The sequence below is a fragment of the Pseudomonas sp. 22490 genome (assembly GCF_052044465.1).
Lineage (GTDB): Bacteria > Pseudomonadota > Gammaproteobacteria > Pseudomonadales > Pseudomonadaceae > Pseudomonas > Pseudomonas aeruginosa.
Genome location: NZ_JBQENS010000025.1, coordinates 53,782 through 77,804 on the forward strand (window position 1 = coordinate 53,782; position 24,023 = coordinate 77,804).

Genomic DNA, 24,023 nt, shown 5'->3' on the forward strand with positions numbered 1-24,023 from the left:
AGCGGGTGCCGTCGGCAGGGACCGCCGGCACGAAATCGCGCGCATTGTAGCCGCAAGCCCCGGAGCAGGACACCATGGAAGCGTGCCGCGATCCGTGCATAGACCCTACGACCTGCATGGATACTGGGCTCAGCGATCTGAATGATGGGCAGAACGACGAATCAACCCGACCACCGGTAGCAGGCCGACCAGCACCAGGGTCAGGGCCGGCAGCGAGGCGCGCGCCCATTCGCCCTCGCTGGTCATCTCGAAGATCCGTACGGCCAGGGTGTCCCAACCGAAGGGACGCATCAGCAGGGTCGCCGGCATCTCCTTGAGCACGTCGACGAAGACCAGCAGCGCGGCGCTCAGCGAGGCCGGCAGCAACAGCGGCAGGTAGACCCGCAGGAACAGCAGCGGGCCGCCCACGCCGAGGCTGCGCGAGGCTTCCGGCAGCGACGGGCGGATCCGCGCCAGCCCACTTTCCAGCGGCCCGTAGGCCACCGCCATGAAACGGATCAGGTAGGCCAGCAGCAGGGCGAACAGACTGCCCAGCAGCAGCGGCTTGCCGGCGCCGCCGAGGGCGCTGGAAAGCGGGATCACCCAGTGATTGTCCAGCCAGCTGAAGGCCAGCATGATCGAAACCGCCAGGACCGAGCCCGGCAGCGCATAACCGAGGTTGCCCAGGCCCACCGCGCCGCGGATAGCGCGGGTCGGCGCCAGGCGCACGGCGAAGGCCAGCAGCAGGGCCACGGCGACCGTCGCCAGCGCGGCGATGCCGCCCAGCGTCAGGGTATGGCCGATCAGGTCCCAGTAGCGCTCGTCGAGGTCGAAACGGCCCTGGCGCCAGAACCAGACAACCAGTTGCGCCACGGGAATCACGAAGGCGCAGAGGAACACCAGCCCGCACCAGGCGCTCGCCGCCAGCGCCCTGGCGCCGCGCAGGCGATACAGCGGCGCGCCGCGCGGACGCTCGCTGGCGGCCTTGGCTCGGCCTCGCGTGTGGCGCTCGCCGAGCAGCACCAGGCATACCCCGAGCAACAACAGGCTGGCCAGCTGGGCGGCGCTGGAGAGGCTGTAGAAGCCGTACCAGGTCTTGTAGATGGCGGTGGTGAAGGTGTCGAAGTTGAACACCGATACCGCGCCGAAGTCGGCCAGGGTTTCCATCACCGCCAGCGCCAGGCCGGCGCCGATCGCCGGCCGCGCCATCGGCAGGGCGACCCGCAGGAACGCCTGCCAGGGCGACAGGCCGAGAACCCGCGCGGCTTCCATCAGGCCCTTGCCCTGGGCGATGAAGGCGCTGCGCGCGAGCAGGTAGACATAGGGATAGAACACCAGCACCAGGACCAGGATCACCCCGCCGGTGGAGCGTACGCGCGGCAACCGCAGGCCGCTGCCGAACCACTCGCGCAGCAGGCTCTGCACCGGTCCGGCGAAATCCAGCAGGCCGACGAAGACGAACGCCAGGACGTAGGCCGGGATCGCGAACGGCAACATCAGCGCCCAGTCCAGCCAGCGCCGCCCGGGGAATTCGCAGAGGCTGGTGAGCCATGCCAGGCTGACCCCGAGCAGAGTCACGCCGATGCCGACGCCGAGCACCAGGGTCAGGGTGTTGCCGAGCAGGCGCGGCAACTGGGTATCCCACAGGTGGCTCCAGATTTCCCGGTCGATCTCCAGCCAGCTCAGCAGCAGCACGCTGAGCGGCAGCAGCACCAGCGCGGCAACGGTGAAGGTGATGGGGTACCAGCGGCGGGGAGCGGGATGGGCCACGAAATCCTCGGTGCGGAACGAACGACGCCCCGCTCGGACGAGCCGGGGCGTCGAGTATAACCGGCGGTCAGTTCCAGCCGGCGCGGTCCATCAGGCGAATCGCCTCGGCCTGGCGCTTGCCGGCAACTTCCACCGGGATGCTGTCGGCCTTGAAGCTGCCCCAGCTGGCGACTTCGGCTGACGGCGCGACCTGCGGGTTGGCCGGGAATTCCTGGTTGATCCCGGCGAACAGCGCCTGGGCGTCGGGCCCGGTCATCCATTCCACCAGCGCCTTGGCTGCCTTGGGATGCGGCGCGTGGCGAGTCAGGCCGATGCCCGACAGGTTGACGTGGACGCCGCGGTCGGCCTGGTTCGGCCAGAACAGCTTGACCCGCAGGTTCGGGTTCTGCTTGTGCAGGCGCCCGTAGTAGTAGGTATTGACGATGCCGACGTCGCACTGGCCGGCGTCCACCGCCTGGATCACCGCGTTGTCGTCGGCGAATACGTCGGTGGCCAGGTTGTTCACCCAGCCCTGGAGGATTTCCTCGGTCTTCTGCGCCCCGTGGGTCTCGATCAGGGTCCCGGTCAGCGACTGGTTGTAGACCTTCTTCGCCGTGCGCAGGCACAGGCGGCCTTCCCATTGCTTGTCGGCCAGGGCTTCGTAGGTGCTCAGCTCTTCCGGCTTGACCCGCTCGGTAGAGTAGACGATGGTCCGCGCGCGCAGCGACAGTCCGGTCCAGCTATCGGTGCTGGAACGATACTGCGAGGGAATGTTCCGTTCGATGGTGGCCGACTTGAACGGTTGCAGCAGGCCCATCTGCTCGGCCTGCCAGAGGTTGCCGGCGTCCACGGTGAGCAGCAGGTCGGCCGGGGTGTTAGCGCCTTCGGCCTTGATCCGCGCCATCAGCGGCGCTTCCTTGTCGGTGATGAACTTGACCTTCACGCCGGTCTTGCTGGTGTAGGCATCGAACACCGGCTTGATCAGCTCGTCGATGCGCGAGGAATACACCACCACTTCGTCGGCGGCCTGGGCCAGGCCGGTGATGCCCAGGGCCAGGGCGGCGAGTAGAGCTTTGCTTGCCTGCATGAAGAACAGCCTCGTCATCGGAACGTAGGCACGAATGATAAGAAATCTCGCTTGCGAACCCGCGCGACTAAATGTGTCGGGGTGTTTCGCCTGCGTCCAGGCCACCGAGGATGGCGAGGAACGCCTCCACCGCGGCGCTGCGGCCATGGCGGCGGGTGAAGACGAGGAAATCGGCCAGCGCCTCGGGCTTGGCCAGCGGGCGATAGACGACTCCGGCCCGGGCCAGCGCTGTGCTGCAACGTGGCACCAGGGCAACGCCCTGGCCGGCCGCGACCAGGGCGATGATCGAGGTGATCTGGCGTCCGGCCGGTCCCCTCGTCAGCGCCAGCCCGGCCTTCCGGTAGAGGCGCTCGATCAGTTCGTTGAGGCCGGAGCCGTAGTCCAGTGGAAACAGGATCAGCGGCCGATCACGCAGATCGTACAGGTCGATCCGCTCTTGCCGCGCCAGCGGATCGCCGTTGGGCACGGCCACCACCAGCGGCTCGCCGCCCAGGGCCAGCACCTCGATGCCGACCTGGCCTTCCGGCGGCGGCAGGCGCCCCAGCCCCACATCGATGCCGCCTTCGGCGATCTGCGCCCATTGCGCCGCCGAAGCGCCTTCGAGCAGCTCCAGTTGCACCTCCGGATGGCGCTCGCGGAACAGTCGGATCGCCTCGGTGAACAGGTCCGACAGGGCGATGGAGCTGGCGTAGCCGAGGGTCAGGTGGCCGGCCAGCCCCTGCGCCAGCTTGCGGGCGAAGCCGGCGGTGCGCTCCAGTTGGTCCAGCAGGGCGCGTGCGTAAGGCAGGAACAGGCTGCCCTCGGCGGTGAGGGTCACCGCCCGGCTGGAGCGGTCGAACAGGCGAAAGCCCAGCTCTTCCTCCAGCGCGGATATCTGCCGGGTCAAGGGCGGCTGCGCCATGTGCAGGCGCTGGGCGGCGCGGCCGAAATGCAGGGTTTCGGCAACGGCTGCGAAGCAGCGCAGGCGGCGTAGGTCGAGCATGCGGTTCCTCGGTATCGATCGGTCCTGAATCGGTATTGGCCAGCCCGTCGGGAGCGCCCCTATAACAGGGGGTTTCTCGTCCAGGCAGAGCGTTCCATGAATTCGTCCCAGGGTTTCCCCCGCCTCGCGCTGTTTCTCTGCGGTTGCGCTGCGTTCCTCAATCTCTATACCACCCAGGGCATCTTCGACGAACTGGCGGCGAGCTTCCACATCAGCGCCCATCAATCGAACTGGAGCATCACCGCCACCACCCTGGCGGTGGCTCTCGCCGCGCCCTTCGTCGGCCGACTCAGCGGCGGCCGCGAGCGCAGCCGGGTGATCGCCTTCGCCGCCAGCCTGCTCTGCGTGCCCATGCTGCTGGCCGCCCATGCCGGCAGCTTCGCCGCCTTCCTGCTCTGGCGCTTCGCCGAAGGGATGCTGATTCCCCTGCTGTTCGCCAGCAGCGTGGCCTACATCGGCGAGCGCTGGAGCGGCGGCGCGGTCATCGAGCTGACCAGCCTCTATGTCGCCGGGACCATCCTCGGCGGCTTCGCCGGACGCTTCCTCACCGGCCTGCTGACCGAGGAGTGGGATTGGCGCGTCGCCTTCCGGATCCTCGCCGGGCTGACCCTGCTCATCGCTGTCGCCATCCGTGCGCTGCTCCCTGCCAATTCTGGCAGGCACGCGCCCGCACCGGGGAAACGCCCCTTAGTATCCCGTGAACTGTTCCGGGCTCCGCTGCTGTCGTCCTACGCGGTGGGGTTCTGTGTCCTCTTTTCCCAGGTCGCCATGTTCACCTATATCGGCATCCATCTCAGCCGTCCGCCGTACAGCCTGGACACCGCTCAGCTCGGCTCGATCTACGCGGTGTTCCTCCTCGCCCTGCTGGTGATTCCCGCCAGCGGCCGCCTGGCCCGCACCCGCCCGCACCGCCAGTTGCTGCTGGGCGCATCGCTGCTGGGCGTGTGCGGCTCGCTGCTGACCCTGGCGCCGGGCCTGCCGACGATTCTCGTCGGCCTGGCCCTCAGCGCCACCGGCGTGTTCCTCGCACAGTCCACGGTCAACGCCTTCACCGCCAGCAATGCCGGGACCGACAAGGCCGGTGCCGTCGGCCTCTACCTGACCTGCTACTACGCCGGCGGCAGCCTCGGCGCGGTGCTGCCGGCGCCATTCTGGGAGCACTGGGGCTGGCCGGGCTGCCTGGGCCTGATCCTCCTGGCCCAGTTGCTGCCGTTGCTTCTGACCCGCTACGGCTGGTCCGCACCACAGGCCGAACGCGCGGCCCTGCGCGCGTCGCAAGGAAGACCGTAACCATCGCAAGAACAACAAGAACCGACAGGAGGTTAGCCATGAACCATGTCATCACCCCCCACAGCAAGCTGCTCGGCGTCATCGAGCCGGTCCTCAACGACATGCCCGCCGGAACCCTGCGCCACGCACTGTTCCGGGCCTTCTGGGACGAGACGGCGTCGTTGCTGGACATCGAGGACGCCTTCGCCCGGGTCACCGCCCGGCGCCAGGCGGTCGAGCCGCTGCGCAAGTTCTTCGCCAGCTGGTCGAAGACCAACAACTCGGCGGCCAGCGTTTCCGGACTGGCCAATCGCCTGACCCTGCTGGCCCGTTCGGAACAGGGTTCGGCAGCGGCAGACCAGCTCTATCGAGCCTGCGGCAGCCTGCAACGGATCACCGACGAAGACCTCGGCGCCCTCGGCAACACCGTGCATGCCGATCTTTTCTACACCATGGCCACCACCCTTTGCGGCGACGACCGCTGGCTGCTGCGCGAGAACTGCCTGCCTTCGGCGCAGGCGTTCAAGGACTGGACCGACCGCCAGCGCCTGCGCGAGCGCGACCTGATGCAGGGACTGCTGACCACGCTGGTACACGAGGTCTATACCCACGGCGAGGTGGAGTACATCCACCCGCTGTACAAGGAATGGTTCAGCCGCGACATGGGCGTACCCGCCGAACGCGCCCGCGCCACCGTGGCCTGGGTAACGGTGCACACCGGCGGCACCGAGAGCAATCATTTCGCCCACGCCACGGCGGCGGTGAACGCCTTCGTCGAGGCGATGGAAATCGAGGTGAACGAAGAAGCCGCGCGCAACCTGTTCGGGCTCTACCTGCGCAACAAGGCGCAGGTCATGCGTGACTGCGCGGCGCTGTTCTGAGGACTGGCGGCCCTCCCGTCAGGGGGGAGCCGCCCCGCTCAGACTCGTGCCAGCATCGGCAGGTCGCCGCTGAGGCCAAGCGCCTGGCGGACGAACAGCGCCTTCGCCTCGTGATGGCCGTCGACCAGGCGCAGGCCGGCGTTGCGCAGCCAGCGCAGCGGCAACCGGTCGGCCTGGAACAGGCGCTCGAAGCCTTCCATCGCCGTCATCATGCCCAGGTTGTGCGGCATCCGCCGCCGCTCGAAGCGACTCAGCACGCGTTCGTCGGCAAGCCGTTCGCCGCGCTCCAGGGCGTGCAACAGGACCTCGGACAGCACCGCCGCATCGAGGAAGCCCAGGTTCACGCCCTGTCCGGCCAGCGGGTGGATGGTGTGCGCAGCATCGCCGACCAGCGCCAGGCCCGGCTCGACGTAACGCTTGGCGTGCCGCTGGCGCAGCGGGATGCACAGGCGCCGGTCGGCATGCAGGATGGCGCCCAGGCGCTGTTCGAAGGCTTCGCCGAGGGCGGCGCGGAAGCCATCCTCGTCCAACGCCATCAGGCGTTCTGCCTGTTCCGGGGTGGTCGACCAGACGATCGAGCACCAGTGCTCGTCGCCGCGGTCCGGCAGGGGCAGGAAGGCCAGCGGACCGTCGTCGGTGAAGCGCTGCCAGGCGGTTGCGCGGTGCGCGTTCTCGCAGCGCACGCTGGTGACGATGGCGTGGTGCAGGTAATCCCATTCGCGGGTGGCGCAGCCGGCCAGGCGGCGTACCGCCGAGTTGGCGCCGTCGGCGGCGACCACCAGCGGCGCACGCAGCTGGCGACCGTCGGCCAGGGTCAGCAGCCAGTCGTCGCCGGAGTGGCGCATCTGTTCCAGGCGCGCATTGGCCAGCAGGCCGGTGGTGGAATCGTGCAGGCGTTCCAGCAGGGCGTCCTGCACCACCCGGTTCTCGACGATATGGCCGAGTACCTCGGCGTGCACGCTGGCGGCGCTGAAGCCGATCCGCCCGGTGCCGGAGCCATCCCACACCTGCATCTCGCGATAGGGCTCGGCGCGGCGCGCGACGATGCCGTCCCAGGCATGCAGGCGCTGGAGAATCCGCCGGCTGGCTTCGGACAGCGCGCTGACCCGCGGCTCGTAGGGCGCCTCCGGCTTGAACGGCGCCACGTCGAGCGAGCCGCCGTCCACCAGCAGCACCTCCAGGCCGCTGCCCTCCAGGGCCAGGGCCAGGGCGCTACCGACCATGCCGGCGCCGACGATGACCAGATCCGCGTGCATATCCTCGTTCTCCACTCGTGGGCCCTCTTCAGGCCGCGTTCCGCAGGCGCGGCTTGAGCCGCACGTACAGGGTTTTCTGAACCCGCGCCACCAGGGTGCCGGCGTCGTCGCGCACTTCGGCGTGCAGCCGGGGCAGGTACTTCTCGCCGCCGGCGGTCCGCTCGCGGACCTCGTCGAGCAGCTTCTGGTCGATGCTGAAATGCGCATGCACCGGGCCCTTGCCCGGGCTGACGAACTCGATGTTGGCCGCCTTGTCCCAGACCACGTAGTCGCGGCCCAGGTTCTCCATCAGCATCAGCATGAAGAACGGGTCGGTCATCGCGTAGAGGCTGCCGCCAAACTGGGTGCCTACATAGTTGCGATTGAGCCGGTTCAGGCCCATGCGCACCCGAACCTCGCGGAAATCGCCAGCGATGTGCCGCACACGGATGCCCGCCCCCAGGAAGGGCGGGTAGAGATTCATGGCGAAGCGCAGCAGGCGGGCCTTGCGCGCCCTCGACCAGACCGGCATGGCGCTACAGCGGCCGCGCGCCGAGGCCCATGGCCTGGCGGGCGAACCAGCGCTTGGCCGGCGGCAGCAGGTCGAGCCCGAGCAGGCCGAGGTTGCGCCCGGCGCCGAGCAGCGCGCGGTCGTTGGAGAACAGCCGGGTCACCCGGTCGGAGAAGCCGACGGTCATCTGCTGGTCCAGGCGCTGCCCATCGAGGTAGCGCTGCAGCACGGCGAACTCGCCCAGCGGCGCGTCGTCGTGGAGCAGGGCGTCGACCAGCGCCAGGGTGTCGCGCAACGACAGGTTGAAGCCCTGGCCGGCGATGGGGTGCAGACTGTGCGCAGCGTTGCCCAGCACCACCAGGTGCGGACGCACCTGCTCGCGGGCCTCGACCAGGTGCAAGGGGTAGCAGTGCCGTGCGCCGACCTGGCGGAAGGCGCCGAGGCGGTAGCCGAAGGCAGCCTGCAGCTCGCCGAGGAAGGCCGCGTCATCGAGGCCACGCAGGCGTTCGGCGTCCTTGCCTGGGCGGGTCCAGATCAGCGCGCAACGGTTATCCGGCAACGGCAGCAGGGCCATCGGACCGCTGGGGGTGAAGCGCTCGAAGGCCTGCCCGAGGTGCGCCTCGGAGGGCGATACGTTGGCGATCAGCGCAGTCTGCCGGTACGGCGTCTGCTCCACGGCGATGCCAAGTTGTTCGCGCAGCCCGGAACGACCGCCATCGGCGAGGATCGCCAGCTCGCAATCGAGTTGCGTCTCGTCGTCGAGGGTAAGCCGGTAACCGCCCTCCCGGGCTTCCAGGGTCTTCACTTCGGCCGGGCAGTGCCAGCGCACCACCTCGGGGTCGAGCGCCTTCCACAGGCACTGGCCGAGCCAGGCGTTCTCCACCACGTAGCCCAGCGCCGGCACGCCTTCCTCGATGGCGGTCAGGCGGGTGGCGCCGAAGCGGCCGCGGTCGGAAACATGGATATGCAGGATCGGCTCGGCGCGCTCGGCGATCGCCGGCCACAGGCCGAGTCGCTCGTAGATCTGCCGGCTGCCGTAGGACAGCGCCGAAGAGCGGGCGTCGTAGCTGGGCTGGTAGGCGTTGCCGGGGGCGAAGGGTTCGATCAGCACGATCGACCAGCCGCGCTCCCGAGCGCCGGCCTGCAGGGCCAGCGCCAGCGAGGCGCCGACCAGGCCCCCGCCGATGATCGCCAGGTTGACCTTGCTCATCGTCACCTCAGGCTGCCTCGCTCTTGGCCGCGGCCATCAGCGCCTCGATCTCGGCGACGGTCTTCGGCACGCCGTTGGTCAGCACTTCGCAACCATTGCGGGTGACCACCACGTCGTCCTCGATGCGTACGCCGATACCGCGCCACTTCTTCGCCACCGAGGTATTGTCCGGGGCGATGTAGATGCCCGGCTCGACGGTCATCGCCATGCCCGGTTCGAGCACCCGCCATTCGCCGCCGACGCGGTACTCGCCGACGTCGTGCACGTCCATCCCCAGCCAGTGGCCGGCGCGGTGCATGTAGAAAGCCTTGTAGGCCTCGTGGGCGATCAGCTCGTCGACGTCGCCCTCCAGCAGGCCCAGGCGCACCAGCCCGGCGGTGATGACCCGTACGGTGGCCTCATGGGCCTCGTTCCAGTGGCGACCGGGGGCGATGTAGTCGAACGCCGCCATGTTGGCTTCCAGCACCAGTTCGTAGATCGCCTTCTGCTCGGGACTGAAGCGGCCATTGGCGGGGAAGGTACGGGTGATGTCGCTGGCGTAGCAGTCGATCTCGCAGCCGGCATCGATCAGGATCAGGTCGCCGTCCTTGATCGCCGCATCGTTCTCGCGGTAGTGCAGGATGCAGGCGTTGCGTCCGGCGGCGACGATCGAGCCGTAGGCCGGCATCTTCGCCCCGCCCTTGCGGAACTCGTATTCCAGTTCGGCTTCCAGGTGGTACTCGAACAGCCCCGGCCGGCACACCTCCATCGCCCGGATGTGCGCCCGGGCGGAGACCTCGGCGGCGTAGCGCATGACCTTCACTTCGTTGGCGCTCTTGTACAGCCGCTGGTCGTGCAGCAGGTGGTCGAGGGCAACGAACTCGTTCGGCGGCTGCGCGCCCTGGCGGGCCTTGGAGCGGATCACGTTGATCCAGTCCATCAGCCGGCGGTCGAAGTCGGGATTGGCGCCAAGGGCGTAGTAGACCCGGTCGCGGCCTTCGATCAGGCCGGGCAGGATGTCGTCGATATCGCCGATGGGAAAGGCGTCGTCGGCGCCGTACTGGCCGATCGCACCGTCCTGGCCGGCGCGCAGGCCGTCCCACAGTTCACGCTCCGGATCCCGCTCGCGGCAGAACAGCACGTATTCGCCGTGGGCACGGCCGGGAATCAGCGCCATCACCGCCTCCGGCTCGGGGAAGCCGGTGAGGTACTGGAAGTCGCTGTCCTGGCGGTAGACATGCTCGACGTCGCGATTGCGGATGTACATCGGCGCCGCCGGCAGGATGGCGATGCTGTTGGGTTCCATCTGCGCCATCAGCGCCTTGCGCCGACGGGCGTACTCCGACTTGGGGATACGGATCATGCAGAAACCTCAGTGCAGTGAAGGCTTGGGAGCGGGCTCCAGCGGCTTGCCGCACTCGGCGAACAGCAGCAGCGGAGCGACCCGCAGGTATTCCATGACTTCCATATAGTCCGTCTCGCCGTCCTCGCTGTCTTCCAACTGGCCCTGGACCTGGGCGATGGCGGCCATGTCCTGCAGCACTTCCTCGGCTTCGCCGGTCAGGCTGCCTTCGCGGGCGGTGAGGCCGAAACCGGCGAGGAAACCCTGGCACCATTGGCCGAGCGCCTCGGTGCGCTGGGCGAGCGGGGTTTCGTCGTCGGGCAGGAGCATGACGACGGCGACCTCGCCGGCGGAAAAGTCCTGCCGGACCATGCCGAGCAGGCCGGACAACGCGGCCTTGAGTCGTTCGCCCGGCGCGCCGCCGAGCAGTTCGGCGGCAGCGTGTTGCCAGGCGGCCTCGTCGAAGCCGGCGCCGGCGCAGACCCGACCCAGCAGATGGCCGTGCAGTTCGGCCGGCGAGACCGGCATGGCCGCCTCGGCGAGAAGGGAGGAAAAGGCGCTGTAGGCGGAATTCTGAGTGGACATCTCGGGACCCTGACGGCTGGGCGCCATTGGGGCGCTACACGTGAAATGAAGGTGGTTATCCTAGCACCGCCCGCCCCGGCAAGACCATGCGACCGGTTGCCGGCGCGCCGGCCCGGCCGGGGCATTGGCCCCGACCGGGGACGATCCTATATAGTTGTCCAATCACCCCAATTCCCAAGCGAGAGCCCATGGAAGACGCCGATCTGCAATTGTTGACGGCCAAGTTCGACCAGCTGCTCCAGAAGCTGGAACAGCTCAAGGCGGAGAACCGGCTGCTGCGGGCGAACGAAAAGTCCTGGCGCGAAGAGCGCGCTCATCTGATCGAAAAGAACGAAATGGCGAGACACAAGGTCGAAGCGATGATTTTGCGTCTGAAAGCCTTGGAGCAGGACACATGAGCCAGTCGAATACCCTCACCGTGCAGATTCTCGACAAGGAATACTGCATCAATTGCCCGGACGACGAGCGCGCCAACCTGGAAAGCGCCGCCCGTTACCTGGACGGCAAGATGCGCGAGATCCGCTCCAGCGGCAAAGTCATCGGCGCCGACCGGGTTGCCGTGATGGCCGCCCTCAACATCACCCACGACCTGCTGCACCGCAAGGAGCGCCTGGACCAGGAAAGCAGTTCGACCCGCGAGCGCGTGCGCGAACTGCTCGATCGCGTCGACCGCGCCCTGGCGAATCCGGCCGATGCCGGCGAAGCCTGACCCGGGCACGGCCAATTCGGGTATACTGGCCTCCGCTCCCTGGTGTGTTGGCCAGTCGGTGATGTCCCTGAGCCGATAACTGCAACAACGGAGGTTGCCAGTTGGACCGGTGTGCATGTCCGCACGACGGAAAGCCTTAAGGTCTACTGCAACCGCCACCTTGAACTTTCGGGTTCAAGGGCTAACCCGACAGCGGCACGACCGGGGAGCTACCTTTCCACATGATCGAATCGCAAGACCTCAGCCGCCCGGCCCTGCGCCGCAAGCTCCGCCAGGCGCGCCGCGCGCTCTCCCCCCTGCAGCAACGCCTCGCCGCCCGCGCCCTCTATCGACAACTGGCGCAGCATCCCCTTTTTCGCCGTGCCCGCCATATCGCCCTGTACCTGCCCAACGACGGCGAGATCGACCCGCGTCCGCTGCTGCGTGCGGCGCAGAAGCGCGGCAAGGCCACCTACCTGCCGGTGCTGGCGCCCTGGCCGCGGACGCGCATGGTGTTCCAGCGGGTCGGCAGCGGCGAACGCTGGACCCGCAACCGCTTCCGCATCAGCGAACCGCTGGCCGACGCCGGCCGCCAGCGCAAGGCCTGGGCGCTGGACCTGGTACTGCTGCCGCTGGTGGGGTTCGACGAACAGGGCGGGCGCCTGGGCATGGGCGGCGGCTTCTACGACCGCAGCCTGGCCTACCTGGCGAGGCGCAAAAATGGTCACAAACCGACGCTGATCGGCCTGGCCCATGAATGTCAGAAGGTGGATCGACTGGCGCTGGCCAGCTGGGACATTCCCCTGGCGGGAACGGTGACCGATGCGGGCTGGTACGTGGCAGGGAAACGCTAGGAAGGAGGGAGAACCCTGGGTACCGCGTTCCATGCGATACCCGGCGAGTCTTACGGCTGTTGCGTCACCTGGGCGGGCGTACTGGCCTGTCGTTCCCAGAGGCTCTGGGTATAACCGGTGGTGACGACCCCAAGTCCGAAGATGATGACCAAAACCCACAGCAAGTCTGGCTTGCGCTTCATCGATTGCCTCCCCCTTCCAGGCAATTTTCGAGGCCGGTCCTTGCGATTATCTTATCGCCTGAGCACCCTGCCCCGCTGAAAAACGGCATTTTCCGATAAGCTGAAGTCATACGCAATTACACCGGCGACCGGTGGTCACGCGCAGACGTTTCCTACGTATATCTACGAAAGAGGAGCAAAGTTCATGCCTGCCTACTGGCTGATGAAATCCGAGCCGGACGAACTCTCGATCCGCGACCTGCAACGCCTCGGAACCGCCCGCTGGGATGGCGTGCGCAACTATCAGGCGCGCAACTTCATCCGCAGCATGAACTCCGGCGACCTGTTCTTCTTCTACCACTCCAGTTGCCCGCAGCCCGGCATCGCCGGTATCGCCCGCATCGAAGGCGAAGCCTACCCCGATCCCACGGCCCTGGATCCCGCCAGCCCCTACCACGACCCCAAGGCCAGCGCCGGGAAGAACCCCTGGAGCGCCCGCGACGTCAGCTTCGTCGAAGCCTTCGCCGAGGTCGTTCCACTGGCCCGGCTGAAGGCCCAGGACGCCCTGGCCAACCTCGCCCTGGTGCAGAAGGGCAGCCGCCTCTCGGTAATGCCGGTCAGCGCCGAGGAATGGCAGGCGATCCTGCCGCTGGCGAAACGCTGAAGCCATCGCTCAGGCCATCTGCGAGATGGTCCGGCGGAAACGCCAGAGCGCGCCGAAGAAGAACGCCGAACCGATCACCACGATACCGGCGAACTGCGGCCAGACGATGTCGAAACCGGCGCCGCGGAACAGGATCGCCTGGGCCAGGCTGACGAAATGCGTGGACGGCGCCGCCAGCATGATGTTCTGCACCAGTTCCGGCATGCTTTCCCGTGGCGTGGTGCCGCCCGAAAGAATGTTCAGCGGCAGCAGCACGAGGATGGTCAACAGTCCGAGCTGCGGCATCGAACGCGCCACCGTGCCGAGGAATATGCCCATGGAGGTGGTGGCGAACAGATGCAATCCGGCGCCGAGCAGGAACAGTCCCACCGAGCCGCTGATCGGCACGTCCAGCCAGCCACGCACCACCCACTGCAACGAGAGCCCCGCCGCCACCAGCACCACCAGCCCCATCGACCAGACCTTGGCCATCATGATCTCGAAGGCCGACAGCGGCATCACCAGCAGGTGCTCGACGGTGCCGTGCTCGCGCTCGCGGATCAGCGCGGCGCCGGTGAGGATGATCGACAGCATGGTGATCTGGTTGATCACTTCCATCACCCCACCGAACCAGGCCTGGGTCAGGTTCGGGTTGAATTCCATGCGCACCTCGATCTGCGCCGGCATGCTCGGCTCCGCGCGGTAGCGGCTGACGAATTCGCGCACCTCGGTGGCGACGATGTTCTGGATGTAGCCCGCGCCGGAGAAGGCCTGCCCGGTCTGGGTCGCGTCGACGTTGACCTGGATCGAGGGCTTGCGCCCGGCCAGCACGTCGCGCTGGAAGTCCGGCGGGATATCGAGGGTGAAGGTATACAGGCCGACGTCCATGCCGCGATCCATCTCGGCATGCCCGATCATTTCCGGCGGCCGGAAGTATGGGGGCTGGAAGGCATTGACGATACGCGACGAGAGCTGCGAGCGGTCCTCGTCGACCACCGCGATCGGCGCGTGATGCAAGGTTTCCGGAATACCGGTGGCGGAACTGTAGACGCCCAGGGTGAAGGCCCAGACGATCAGTGCCAGCATCGCGTAGTCGCGGCCGAGACTGCGGAACTCCTTGATGCCCAGGTTGAAGATGTTGGCCAGGCTGCGCATCGCTCAGTCCTCCTGCTTCTTCAGGCAGGCCACGCTGAGCAGGGTCAGCACCACGATGGAAGCGGCAAGCGGCAGGTAGTAGGCCCAGAGATCGGACAGGCCCAGCGATTTGGAAAAGGCGCCGCGGCTGACCACCAGGAAATGCGAGGTCGGATAGAGCTTGCCGATCCAGGCCGCCGCACCCTCCAGCGAGGACACCGGGTGGATCAGCCCGGAGAACTGGATCGCCGGGATCATGGTGGCGATCGCCACGCCGAATACAGCGGCGATCTGGCTGCGCATGAACGTCGAGAGGAACAGCCCTAGGCCAGTGCTGGTGACCACATAGAGGAAAGCGCCGATGGTCAACGCCAGGAAGCTGCCCTTGAGCGGCACGCGAAATACCACGATGGCCAGGACCAGCATCAGCAGGAAGTTGATCATGCCCATGGCGACGTAGGGCAGCTGCTTGCCGACCAGGAACTCCAGGCGCGTCACCGGGGTGACATAGAGGTTGGTGATCGAACCCAGTTCCTTTTCGCGCACCACGCCGAGGGCGGTGAGCATGGCCGGGATCATGATCAGCAGCAGCGGGATCACCGCCGGCACCATCGCCTTCAGGCTTTCCACGTCGGGGTTGTAGCGATAGCGCACCTCGGTGCTGGCCGCCGCGCTGGCCTCGGCCCCACCCGCCTGCCGCGAGAGGTCCGCCAGGTAGCTGGTGTGCAGACCCTGCACGTAGCCGAGCACGGTGTTGGCACGGGTCGGCATCGCTCCGTCGATCCACACGCCGATGGCCGGATCGGAGCCACGCTTGAGATCGCGCCCGAAGTTCGGCGGAATCTCCACCGCCAGGCTCAGCTCGCCGCTGCGCAGGCGCCGGTCGAGGTCGTCCGGGTCGGTGATCGGCGCATGTTCGACGAAATAGCGCGAGCCGGCGATGTTCAGCGCGTAGGCCTGGCTGGTGGTGGTCTGGTCACGGTCGAGGACCGCCCAGGAGAGGTCCTCGACGTCCATGTTGATGCCATAGCCGATGATGAACATCAGCAGCGCGGTGCCGAGCAGGGCCAGGGTCAGGCGGATCGGGTCGCGGCGCAGCTCCATGGCTTCGCGGCGCGCATAGCTGAACAGCCGCAGGGGGCTGAAGCGTTCGCGTTGCGCCTGGCGCTCCTGGCCATCGCCGGGCTGCTCCGCGACGGCCGGCGCCTCGGCCGGTTGCGCTGGCGCGGCGGCACCCGCGGCTTCCTCCAGGTAAGCGATGAAGGTCGCTTCCAGGGTCGGCAGACCACGCTGGCGCACCAGCTCATCGGGAGTATCGCTGGCCAGTACCTTGCCGGCATGCATCAGCGAGATGCGATCGCAGCGCTGAGCCTCGTTCATGAAGTGGGTGGAAATGAAGATGGTCACCCCGTCGCGGCGCGACAGCTCGAGCATCAGCTCCCAGAAGCCGTCGCGAGCCACCGGGTCCACCCCCGAAGTGGGCTCGTCGAGGATCAGGATTTCCGGCTTGTGGATCACCGCCACCGCCAGCGACAGACGCTGGCGAATGCCCAGCGGCAGGTCGTTGGGCAGCTCGTCGGCCACCTTCTCCAGGTCGAAGCGCCGGAGCATTTCGCCGACCCGTGCCGGGATGCCATCCGCCGGCAGGTGGAACAGCCGGGCGTGCAACACCAGGTTCTGCCGCACGCTCAGCTCGGCATACAGGGAAAAGGCCTGGGACATGTAGCCGACCCGGCGACGGGTCGCCATGTCGCTGGCGTCCACCGGCTGGCCGAACAGCGCGCACGTGCCTTCGCTGGCCGGCAGCAGGCCGGTGAGCATCTTCATGGTGGTGGACTTGCCGCAGCCGTTGGAGCCGAGAAAGCCGAAGATTTCCCCACGCTCGATACGGAAGCTGACGTGATCGACCGCGACGAAGTCGCCGAAACGACAGGTCAGGCCCTCGGCCTCGATGGCGATCCGCGGCGCGCCTTCGCTCTGCGGTCGCGGCGGGATCACCAATCGATGGTGGCCGGCGCGCTTGCTTTCCGGCAGCAGGGCGATGAACGCCGACTCGAGGCTCTGCGTCCCGGTACGCTCGCGCAGCTCCTGCGGCGTACCGGTGGCCAGGACCTTTCCGTCATCCATCGCCACCAGCCAGTCGAAGCGCTCGGCTTCCTCCATGTAGGCGGTGGCGACCAGCACGCTCATGCCTTCGCGGCCCGCGCGGATACGGCCGATCAGCTCCCAGAACTGGTTGCGCGACAGCGGGTCGACGCCGGTGGTCGGCTCGTCGAGGATCAGCAGGTCGGGATCGTGGATCAGCGCGCAGCACAGCCCGAGCTTCTGCTTCATGCCGCCGGACAGCTTGCCCGCAGGACGCTCGGCGAACGGCGCCAATCCGGTGCTTTGCAGCAGATCGGCGATGCGCCGCTCGCGCTCGGCCTTGTCGTGGCCGAACAGCCGACCGAAGAAGTCGACGTTCTCGAACACCGAGAGCGTCGGGTAGAGGTTCTTGCCCAGCCCCTGGGGCATGTAGGCGATGCGCGGGCAGACCGCCCGGCGGTGGCGGCGGTCGCGCATGTCGCCATCGAGCACGCGGATCTCGCCATCCTGCATCTTCCGTGCGCCGGCCAGCAGCGCCAGCAGGCTGGACTTGCCGACCCCGTCCGGACCGATCAGGCCGACCATGCGGTTGGCCGGGATCTCCAGGCTGACGTCGTCAACCGCACGCGTCTCGCCGTAGCGCAGCGAAACGCCCCGGAGGCTCGCCACGCCGCTCCCGCCAGCGGTCATTGCGGAACCTTGATCTGCAGGTTGGCCGGCCACTCGACCTCAGGGTCCAGTCGCAGGTAGGCCATTCCGGGCACGCCGGTCTTGACGTAGGTGATGTATTTTTCCAGCAGCGCCGGATCGAGCCGCGCCTTGACCCGGAACATCAGCTTCTCCCGCTCGTTGGCGGTTTCCACCGTTTTCGGGGTGAACTGGGCGACGCTGGCGACATAGGAAACCTTGGCCGGGATCACGTAGTCCGGCACCGCGTCGATCACCAAGCGCACTTCCTGGCCCAGTCCGACCCTGCCGGCCTGCATGGATGGCAGGAAGAAAGTCATGTAGACGTCGGCTAGGTCGACCATGTTGAGGAGCTTGCCACCGGCCGGCAGCACTTCCCCCGGCTGTGCCACGCGGTACTGCACGCGGCCGTTGCGCGGCGCCTTGAGCAGGCTGTCGTCGATATCCGCCTGGAGCCGGGCGACGCTGGCCTTGGCCGCCTCGATGGCCGACTGCGCCTCGATTACCTGGGAACGCCCGGCCTCGATCGCCGCCTGCGCCGAAATCACTTGCGAGCGTGCCGCGGACAACGCCGCCTGGGCGCTCTGCAGGGTAGCCCGATCGTCGTCGAGTTGCTGTTGCGGCAGGGCATTGCGCTTGACCAGCGCCTCGGTACGGGTGAAGCGCTTCTGCGCCGCTGTCAGCTCGGCCTGGCGCTGCGCCACCACGGCCTGGGCGGTGCTCTTCTCGCTCTCGCGCTGGGCCACCAGCGAGGTCGCGGTGAGCTTGGCGTTCTCCGCCTGGCGCACCTGGGCCTGGGCCTGGGCCAACTGCGCCTCGAGCACCTGGGTATCCATCCGCGCGACGATTTCGCCGACCTTGACGAAGTCGCCCTCGTCGACCTTGATCTCGGCGACCCGCCCGGGAAGCTTGGCCGCCACGTCCACCTCGGTGGCCTCGATGCGTCCGTTGCCGCTGGCGAATCCCTCGCCCAGGCCGGTCGGTCGCGATACCTGCCAGACCAGCACGCCTACGCCGAGCAGCGCCGCCACGACCAGGGCACGGCTCAGCCACCGTTTGCTTTCCTGTTTCATCCCTTCTCCTCGCACGTCCGGCCAGGCCGCGGCGATGACGCTCACGCTGGAAAGCGCGGCCGCCGCGGACTTCACTGGCTCGATTGTCCCTCCAGGGCGGCGCGCAGGTGTTGATGCACGTCAGACGCGCCCGACCGAACCTCACAGGAAAGCAGAATCCCCGGTGCCTCGCATCCGGGAGCGCGGGACAGAACGGATAGTTGACCTCAGGGCTGGACGATGAGGTTGTTGAACAGCAGGTCGGTCACCAGCGGCTTGCCCTCTTCCTGCTCGAGGGTCTGCTGGACCTGCTTCAGCGCCTCCTGGCGCAGGCTTTCCTTGGCCTCGACCGTACCCAGGCTCTGGTCGGTCTGCTGGGCAAACAGCATGATCAACTGGTTGCGGATCAAGGGCTCGTGATGCTCGACCTTGGTCGCCGCGTCCTTGTCGGCCACCTGCAGGGCGATGTCGGCCTTGTAGTACTGCAGGCGCGGCCCGCTGCCGTAGTTGCCGACCAGCGCCGGGGTCAGGTCGACGTAGACCGGCTTGTTCGCGCCCTCGCCTTCCGGCGCGGCCTCCTCGGCCGAGGCGAACGACGGGAACAGACTCAGGCACAGGGCCAGCGACAGGGCAATGGGGGTTCTCACGGGCGCATCTCCTCGACGAATGCCGGCAAGCATAGCCAGACTCTCGGCCGGGCCCAAGCCCGGGGTTTATGGACAACCATCAGTTGCGGCGATGCTGATTGACCCCCGGCGTCTCCCTCCTACACTGGCCGGACCGCAAACTGGAGCGTCCCCGATGAAAGCCGTCCTCTGCAAAGCCTTCGGCCCGGCCAGCAGCCTGGTCCTGGAAGAAATCGCCAGCCCGAGCCCGGCGAAGAACGAAGTCCTCCTCGATGTGCACGCCGCCGGGGTCAACTTCCCCGACACCCTGATCATCGAGGGCAAGTACCAGTTCAAGCCGCCCTTCCCCTTCTCCCCGGGCGGCGAGGCGGCCGGAGTGGTCGCCGCGGTCGGCGAAAAGGTCGCCCACGTCAGGCCCGGCGACCGGGTCATGGCCCTGACCGGCTGGGGCAGCTTCGCCGAGCAGGTCAAGGTGCCCGGCTATAACGTGATGCCGATACCCGAAGGCATGGACTTCGCCAGCGCCGCCGCCTTCGGCATGACCTACGGCACCTCGATGCACGCCCTGAAACAGCGCGCCAACCTGCAACCCGGCGAGACCCTGCTGGTGCTCGGCGCTTCCGGCGGGGTCGGGCTGGCTGCCGTGGAGATCGGCAAGGCCATGGGCGCCCGGGTGATCGCTGCCGCCAGTACCCCCGACAAGCTCGCCGTGGCCAAGGCCGCCGGCGCCGACGAACTGATCAACTACAGCGAAGGTAGCCTGCGCGAGCAGCTCAAGGCCTTGACCGGCGGCCAGGGCGTCGATGTGATCTACGATCCGGTGGGCGGCGAACTGTTCGAGGAGGCCTTCCGCAGCATCGCCTGGAACGGACGGATGCTGGTGGTCGGCTTCGCCAGCGGCAGCATCCCTTCGCTGCCGGCCAACCTGACCCTGCTCAAGGGCGCCTCGCTGGTCGGCGTGTTCTGGGGATCGTTCGCCCAACGCCAGCCGCAGGACAACGCTGACAACTTCCGCCAGCTGTTCGCCTGGCACGCCGAAGGCAAACTGAAGCCGCTGGTGTCGCAGCGCTTCCCGCTGGAACGGGCCGGCGACGCTATCGACGCCCTCGGCCAGCGCAGGGCGGTCGGCAAGGTGGTGGTGGAGGTTCGCTGAGCCACGAAGGCGGCGAGTATTGCCTCCCGCCCGTGCGGAGAAAGGCATGGCGGGCCGGAGCGATACACCGGCCGAGGCCCACGCTGTCAGATGTTTTTCCCCTATGAAAGCCCCGGTTTCCGACCGGGGCTTTCTTATTTCCGACCAATGCACTCAACCTGTAACATTTCCGCTATTTTTTCATTTACGAAAAATGTAGTGTTCGCAACCGCGTAAAAAGGCGCGACACAACAACAAGCGGAGCTCGCGATGTTCGGAATCTTTCGTCCCGCGCCACACCAGGCGCCACTGCCCGATGCCGAGGTGGACAGCACCTACCGGCGCCTGCGCTGGCAGATCTTCGCCGGTATCTTCATCGGCTACGCGGGTTACTACCTGCTGCGCAAGAACTTCTCCCTGGCCATGCCCTACCTTATCGAGGACGGCTACAGCCGCGGTCAACTGGGCGTCGCGATGTCGGCCATCGCCATCGCCTACGGCCTGTCGAAATTCATCATGGGCCTGGTCTCGGATCGTTCCAACCCACGGGTCTTCCTGCCGTTCGGCCTGTTGGTGTCGGCGGCGGTGATGTTCATTTTCGGATTCGCGCACTGGGCTACCTCCAGCGTCGCCATCATGTTCGTCCTGCTCTTCATCAACGGCTGGGCCCAGGGCATGGGCTGGCCGCCGAGCGGACGGACCATGGTCCACTGGTGGTCGCAGAAGGAGCGCGGCAGCGTGGTCTCGGTGTGGAACGTCGCCCACAACGTCGGCGGCGGCCTGATCGGCCCGCTGTTCCTGCTCGGCCTGGCGCTGTTCGGCGACTGGCGCTCGGCCTTCTACGTGCCGGCCATCGTCGCCGTGGGCGTAGCCGTATTCGCCTATTTCGCCATGCGCGACACCCCGCAATCCTGCGGCCTGCCGCCGATCGAGAAGCACAAGGACGACTACCCCGAAGGCTACGACGAACACCACGAGCGCGAGCTGTCGACCAAGGAGATCTTCGTCACCTACGTGCTGCGCAACAAGCTGCTCTGGTACATCGCCCTGGCCAACGTGTTCGTCTACCTGCTGCGCTACGGTGTGCTCGACTGGGCGCCGACCTACCTCAAGGAGGCCAAGCACTTCAACGTCGACAAGTCGTCCTGGGCGTACTTCTTCTACGAATGGGCGGGGATTCCCGGTACCCTGCTCTGCGGCTGGCTGTCGGACAAGCTGTTCAAGGGCAATCGCGGCGCCACCGGCGTGGTGTTCATGATCCTGGTGACCGTCGGCACCCTGATCTACTGGCTGAACCCGGCCGGCAACCCGGCGATCGACATGGCCGCGCTGATCATGATCGGCTTCCTGATCTACGGCCCGGTGATGCTGATCGGCTTGCAGGCCCTGGAGCTGGCGCCGAAGAAAGCGGCCGGCACCGCCGCCGGCTTCACCGGTCTGTTCGGCTACCTCGGCGGTTCGGTGGCGGCCAACGCCCTGGTCGGCTACACGGTGGACCACTTCGGCTGGGACGGTGGCTTCAAGCTGCTGATCGGCGCCTGCCTGCTGGCCATCCTGTTCCTCTGCCTGACCCTGCGCAAACCCGCGGTCCAGGCCGCGCCGCAGCAAGCCGGCGGATGACGCGGCGGCTCCGGCGCCAGGCCGGAGCCGCGTTCAGTCCCGCGGCGCGTAGGCGAACACGTCGGCGCGCATCTGGTGCGCGTCCATCCCTGCTTCGACCAGGGCATCCAGGGTCGCGTAGACCATCGCCGGCGAGCCGCTGGCGTATACATGCAGGCTCGACAGGTCGGCGAAATCCTCGCGCACCGCCTCGTGCAGCAACCCGCAACGCCCCTCCCAGCCACAGAGGTCGCTGACCACCCGGTGCAGGAACAGGTTCGGCAGGCCTTCCCACTCCGTCCAGTGCGGCAGTCGGTAGAAATCCTCCGGACGCCGAACGCCCCAGTAGAGATGTACAGGATGGGCGAAGCCGGCGGCGCGGCAGTGCTCGATCAGGCTGTGCATCTGAGACATGCCGGTTCCCGCGGCGATCAGCACCAGCGGACCGTCGGGCAGTTCCGCCAGGTGCGCGTCGCCGAACGGCAGCTGGATCCGTGCCAGGCGCTCGCGCTGCAACTGCGCGATCAGCGCGACGGCACTGTCTTCCTTGGCCAGGATGTGCAACTCCAGGTCGCGTCCCGCATGCGGCGCGGAGGCCAGGGAAAACGCCGCGCTGTCGCCGCCGTCACGCTCCAGCAACAGGTACTGCCCGGCGTGATAGCGTGGCGGCTTGCCGGCCGGCGCGCGCAGGCCGACCCGGTAGACGTCGCCGCCGACCTCTTCGCAGAAGCTCAACTGGCAGGTCAGCTTGCGCAGAGGCAGTTCACCCGGCGCCAGCACCCCGTCCCAATGCAGCACGCAGTCTTCCAGCGGCTCAGCGAGGCAGGTGAAGAGTTCGCCATGATCGCGTACCTCGCCGTTCTGGCGTACCCGCCCCTCCACCAGCAGCGCCGCGCAGATATGGCAGTTGCCGTTGCGGCAGCTCTGCGGACAGTCGTAGCCAAGCCGCCGGGCGCCATCGAGGATGCGTTCCCCCGGCAGCAGCTCGAGGCAGGCGCCGGACGGTTGCAGGACGATACGCATCAGTCGATCCCGAGGCTCGACCAGAGGGCGTCGATGCGCCGTGTCACCGCTTCGTCCTTGACGATGGCGCGCCCCCATTCGCGGCTGGTCTCGCCCGGCCACTTGTGGGTGGCATCAAGCCCCATCTTCGAGCCGAGGCCGGAAACCGGCGAGGCGAAGTCGAGGTAGTCGATGGGCGTGTTGTCGATCATCACCGTGTCGCGCTTGGGGTCCATCCGCGTGGTGATGGCCCAGATCACATCGTTCCAGTCGCGCGCATCGATGTCATCGTCGGTGACGATGACGAACTTGGTGTACATGAACTGCCGCAGGAACGACCAGACCCCGAGCATCACGCGCTTGGCGTGCCCTGGGTACTGCTTCTTCATGGTCACCACCGCCATCCGGTAGGAACAACCTTCCGGCGGCAGGTAGAAATCGACGATTTCCGGGAACTGCTTCTGCAGGATCGGCACGAACACTTCGTTCAGCGCCACCCCGAGGATCGCCGGCTCGTCCGGCGGACGCCCGGTGTAGGTGCTGTGGTAGATCGGTTTCTGCCGGCGGGTGACGCGCTCGACGGTGAACACCGGGAAGCGATCGACCTCGTTGTAGTAGCCGGTGTGATCGCCATAGGGGCCTTCGTCGGCCATCTCGCCGGGGTGGATCACCCCTTCGAGGACGATCTCGGCGCTGGCCGGCACCTGCAAGTCGCTCCCGCGACACTTGACCAGCTCGGTACGATGCCCGCGCAACAGGCCGGCGAAAGCGTATTCGGAAAGGGTGTCCGGCACCGGCGTCACCGCACCGAGGATGGTCGCCGGATCGGCGCCCAGCGCCACGGCTACCGGATAGGGCTGGCCCGGATGCTTCTGGCACCACTCGCGGTAGTCCAGTGCGCCGCCGCGATGGCTGAGCCAGCGCATGATCACCTTGTTGCGGCCGATCACCTGCTGGCGGTAGATGCCCAGGTTCTGCCGTTCCTTGTTCGGCCCGCGGGTAACGGTCAGGCCCCAGGTGATCAGCGGCCCGACATCGCCCGGCCAGCAGGTCTGGACCGGCAGCCGGCCGAGGTCGACGTCCTCGCCCTCCTCGACCACTTCCTGGCAGGGGGCGTCCTTGAGCACCTTCGGCGCCATGGACAGGACCTTCCTGTACATCGGCAGCTTGGCCCAGGCGTCCTTGAGGCCCTTCGGCGGCTCGGGCTCCTTGAGTTGCGCCAGCAGCTTGCCGATCTCGCGCAGTGCGCCGACGTCCTCGGCGCCCATGCCCAGCGCCACGCGCTCCGGCGTACCGAACAGGTTGCCGAGCACCGGCATGTCGAAGCCGGTCGGCTTTTCGAACAGCAATGCCGGGCCCTTGGCGCGCAACGTGCGGTCGCACACCTCGGTCATCTCGAGCACGGGGGAAATCGGCACCTGGATGCGCTTCAACGCACCGCGCTGCTCCAGCTGGGCGATGAAATCGCGGAGATCCTTGAACGTCATTGGCCTAACCATTCACTGCAAGACCCCACATCCTACCTGCTCCCGGCCCATCCGGCAGCAGGCA

Annotated in this window: 23 protein-coding genes and 1 other RNA gene; 9 read left to right on the top strand and 15 right to left on the bottom strand. The window is 67.3% G+C overall.

Annotated elements, in window-relative coordinates:
• Positions 1-129 precede the first annotated feature (129 nt).
• From ACTJJX_RS24415 to ACTJJX_RS24425, 3 genes are all read right to left on the bottom strand, one after another.
• Positions 130-1,749 carry an ABC transporter permease gene (locus tag ACTJJX_RS24415; protein ID WP_003099178.1) on the bottom strand — a complete coding sequence of 540 codons (1,620 nt, stop codon included), beginning with the start codon at positions 1,747-1,749 and terminating at the stop codon, positions 130-132.
• 67 nt (positions 1,750-1,816) lie between these two features.
• Positions 1,817-2,815, bottom strand: a complete 999-nt coding sequence (locus tag ACTJJX_RS24420) for an extracellular solute-binding protein (RefSeq protein WP_012614663.1) — start codon at positions 2,813-2,815, stop codon at positions 1,817-1,819.
• Between the two features lie 67 nt (positions 2,816-2,882).
• Entirely contained in the window at positions 2,883-3,797 is a 915-nt protein-coding gene (locus ACTJJX_RS24425; protein WP_016852242.1) for a LysR family transcriptional regulator, read from the bottom strand.
• A 96-nt stretch (positions 3,798-3,893) separates the two neighbouring features.
• On the opposite strand from ACTJJX_RS24425, the gene ACTJJX_RS24430 reads away from it, so the two are divergent.
• Both ACTJJX_RS24430 and ACTJJX_RS24435 read left to right on the top strand, forming a co-directional pair.
• Positions 3,894-5,087: an MFS transporter gene (locus ACTJJX_RS24430; protein WP_016852243.1), complete on the top strand. Its 1,194-nt coding sequence runs from the start codon at positions 3,894-3,896 to the stop codon at positions 5,085-5,087.
• A gap of 38 nt (positions 5,088-5,125) precedes the next feature.
• Positions 5,126-5,947, top strand: coding sequence for a hypothetical protein (locus ACTJJX_RS24435; RefSeq protein ID WP_003118038.1), 822 nt, complete (start codon positions 5,126-5,128; stop codon positions 5,945-5,947).
• 38 nt (positions 5,948-5,985) lie between these two features.
• Here the strand turns inward: ACTJJX_RS24435 and ACTJJX_RS24440 are convergent, their stop codons facing one another.
• The 5 genes from ACTJJX_RS24440 to ACTJJX_RS24460 are packed head-to-tail and all read right to left on the bottom strand — an operon-like array spanning position 5,986 to position 10,809.
• Positions 5,986-7,203, bottom strand: coding sequence for a 2-octaprenyl-3-methyl-6-methoxy-1,4-benzoquinol hydroxylase (locus ACTJJX_RS24440; RefSeq protein WP_003115267.1), 1,218 nt, complete (start codon positions 7,201-7,203; stop codon positions 5,986-5,988).
• A 28-nt stretch (positions 7,204-7,231) separates the two neighbouring features.
• Positions 7,232-7,714, bottom strand: coding sequence for a hotdog fold domain-containing protein (locus ACTJJX_RS24445; protein ID WP_003099189.1), 483 nt, complete (start codon positions 7,712-7,714; stop codon positions 7,232-7,234).
• A gap of 4 nt (positions 7,715-7,718) precedes the next feature.
• On the bottom strand, positions 7,719-8,903 hold the full coding sequence (gene ubiH / locus ACTJJX_RS24450; protein ID WP_003099190.1) for a 2-octaprenyl-6-methoxyphenyl hydroxylase: 1,185 nt from the start codon (positions 8,901-8,903) through the stop codon (positions 7,719-7,721).
• Between the two features lie 7 nt (positions 8,904-8,910).
• Positions 8,911-10,245, bottom strand: coding sequence for a Xaa-Pro aminopeptidase (gene pepP, locus ACTJJX_RS24455; RefSeq protein ID WP_003096308.1), 1,335 nt, complete (start codon positions 10,243-10,245; stop codon positions 8,911-8,913).
• Positions 10,246-10,254: 9 nt separating this feature from the next.
• Positions 10,255-10,809 carry a YecA/YgfB family protein gene (locus ACTJJX_RS24460; protein WP_003099193.1) on the bottom strand — a complete coding sequence of 185 codons (555 nt, stop codon included), beginning with the start codon at positions 10,807-10,809 and terminating at the stop codon, positions 10,255-10,257.
• A 188-nt stretch (positions 10,810-10,997) separates the two neighbouring features.
• On the opposite strand from ACTJJX_RS24460, the gene ACTJJX_RS24465 reads away from it, so the two are divergent.
• From ACTJJX_RS24465 to ACTJJX_RS24480, 4 genes are all read left to right on the top strand, one after another.
• The gene (locus ACTJJX_RS24465) at positions 10,998-11,207 is read left to right on the top strand and encodes a TIGR02449 family protein (protein WP_003096314.1); all 210 of its coding nucleotides are present in this window, start codon (positions 10,998-11,000) and stop codon (positions 11,205-11,207) included.
• Entirely contained in the window at positions 11,204-11,518 is a 315-nt protein-coding gene (locus ACTJJX_RS24470) for a cell division protein ZapA (RefSeq protein WP_003096316.1), read from the top strand. Before ACTJJX_RS24465 ends, ACTJJX_RS24470 begins: the two co-directional genes overlap by 4 nt.
• Before the next feature lie 33 nt (positions 11,519-11,551).
• A non-coding RNA gene (gene ssrS, locus ACTJJX_RS24475) (6S RNA) lies at positions 11,552-11,730 on the top strand.
• A 9-nt stretch (positions 11,731-11,739) separates the two neighbouring features.
• Positions 11,740-12,351, top strand: coding sequence for a 5-formyltetrahydrofolate cyclo-ligase (locus tag ACTJJX_RS24480; protein WP_003096321.1), 612 nt, complete (start codon positions 11,740-11,742; stop codon positions 12,349-12,351).
• 50 nt (positions 12,352-12,401) lie between these two features.
• On the opposite strand, the gene ACTJJX_RS24485 is transcribed toward ACTJJX_RS24480, so the two are convergent.
• Complete coding sequence (locus tag ACTJJX_RS24485; protein WP_003096323.1) at positions 12,402-12,533, bottom strand: hypothetical protein; 132 nt, start codon at positions 12,531-12,533, stop codon at positions 12,402-12,404.
• Between the two features lie 184 nt (positions 12,534-12,717).
• On the opposite strand from ACTJJX_RS24485, the gene ACTJJX_RS24490 reads away from it, so the two are divergent.
• A complete protein-coding gene (locus ACTJJX_RS24490; protein WP_003099195.1) occupies positions 12,718-13,176 on the top strand; it encodes an EVE domain-containing protein in 459 nt (152 codons plus the stop codon).
• A gap of 9 nt (positions 13,177-13,185) precedes the next feature.
• Here the strand turns inward: ACTJJX_RS24490 and ACTJJX_RS24495 are convergent, their stop codons facing one another.
• From ACTJJX_RS24495 to ACTJJX_RS24510, 4 genes are all read right to left on the bottom strand, one after another.
• On the bottom strand, positions 13,186-14,310 hold the full coding sequence (locus tag ACTJJX_RS24495) for an ABC transporter permease (RefSeq protein WP_016852244.1): 1,125 nt from the start codon (positions 14,308-14,310) through the stop codon (positions 13,186-13,188).
• 3 nt (positions 14,311-14,313) lie between these two features.
• On the bottom strand, positions 14,314-17,064 hold the full coding sequence (gene rbbA / locus ACTJJX_RS24500) for a ribosome-associated ATPase/putative transporter RbbA (RefSeq protein WP_016852245.1): 2,751 nt from the start codon (positions 17,062-17,064) through the stop codon (positions 14,314-14,316).
• Positions 17,061-18,134 carry an HlyD family secretion protein gene (locus tag ACTJJX_RS24505; RefSeq protein ID WP_016852246.1) on the bottom strand — a complete coding sequence of 358 codons (1,074 nt, stop codon included), beginning with the start codon at positions 18,132-18,134 and terminating at the stop codon, positions 17,061-17,063. The genes rbbA and ACTJJX_RS24505 overlap by 4 nt, the downstream gene beginning before the upstream one ends.
• A gap of 206 nt (positions 18,135-18,340) precedes the next feature.
• Entirely contained in the window at positions 18,341-18,760 is a 420-nt protein-coding gene (locus tag ACTJJX_RS24510) for a flagellar basal body-associated protein FliL (RefSeq protein WP_003096328.1), read from the bottom strand.
• Between the two features lie 154 nt (positions 18,761-18,914).
• On the opposite strand from ACTJJX_RS24510, the gene ACTJJX_RS24515 reads away from it, so the two are divergent.
• Together ACTJJX_RS24515 and glpT are read left to right on the top strand one after the other, a co-directional pair.
• Positions 18,915-19,892, top strand: a complete 978-nt coding sequence (locus ACTJJX_RS24515; RefSeq protein ID WP_016852247.1) for an NADPH:quinone oxidoreductase family protein — start codon at positions 18,915-18,917, stop codon at positions 19,890-19,892.
• A gap of 249 nt (positions 19,893-20,141) precedes the next feature.
• Entirely contained in the window at positions 20,142-21,491 is a 1,350-nt protein-coding gene (glpT, locus tag ACTJJX_RS24520) for a glycerol-3-phosphate transporter (protein WP_003110671.1), read from the top strand.
• Between the two features lie 33 nt (positions 21,492-21,524).
• On the opposite strand, the gene ACTJJX_RS24525 is transcribed toward glpT, so the two are convergent.
• Complete coding sequence (locus ACTJJX_RS24525) at positions 21,525-22,493, bottom strand: CDP-6-deoxy-delta-3,4-glucoseen reductase (protein WP_003096331.1); 969 nt, start codon at positions 22,491-22,493, stop codon at positions 21,525-21,527.
• Positions 22,493-23,959 carry a 4-hydroxy-3-polyprenylbenzoate decarboxylase gene (gene ubiD, locus ACTJJX_RS24530; protein ID WP_003096332.1) on the bottom strand — a complete coding sequence of 489 codons (1,467 nt, stop codon included), beginning with the start codon at positions 23,957-23,959 and terminating at the stop codon, positions 22,493-22,495. The genes ACTJJX_RS24525 and ubiD overlap by 1 nt, the downstream gene beginning before the upstream one ends.
• Positions 23,960-24,023 lie beyond the last annotated feature (64 nt).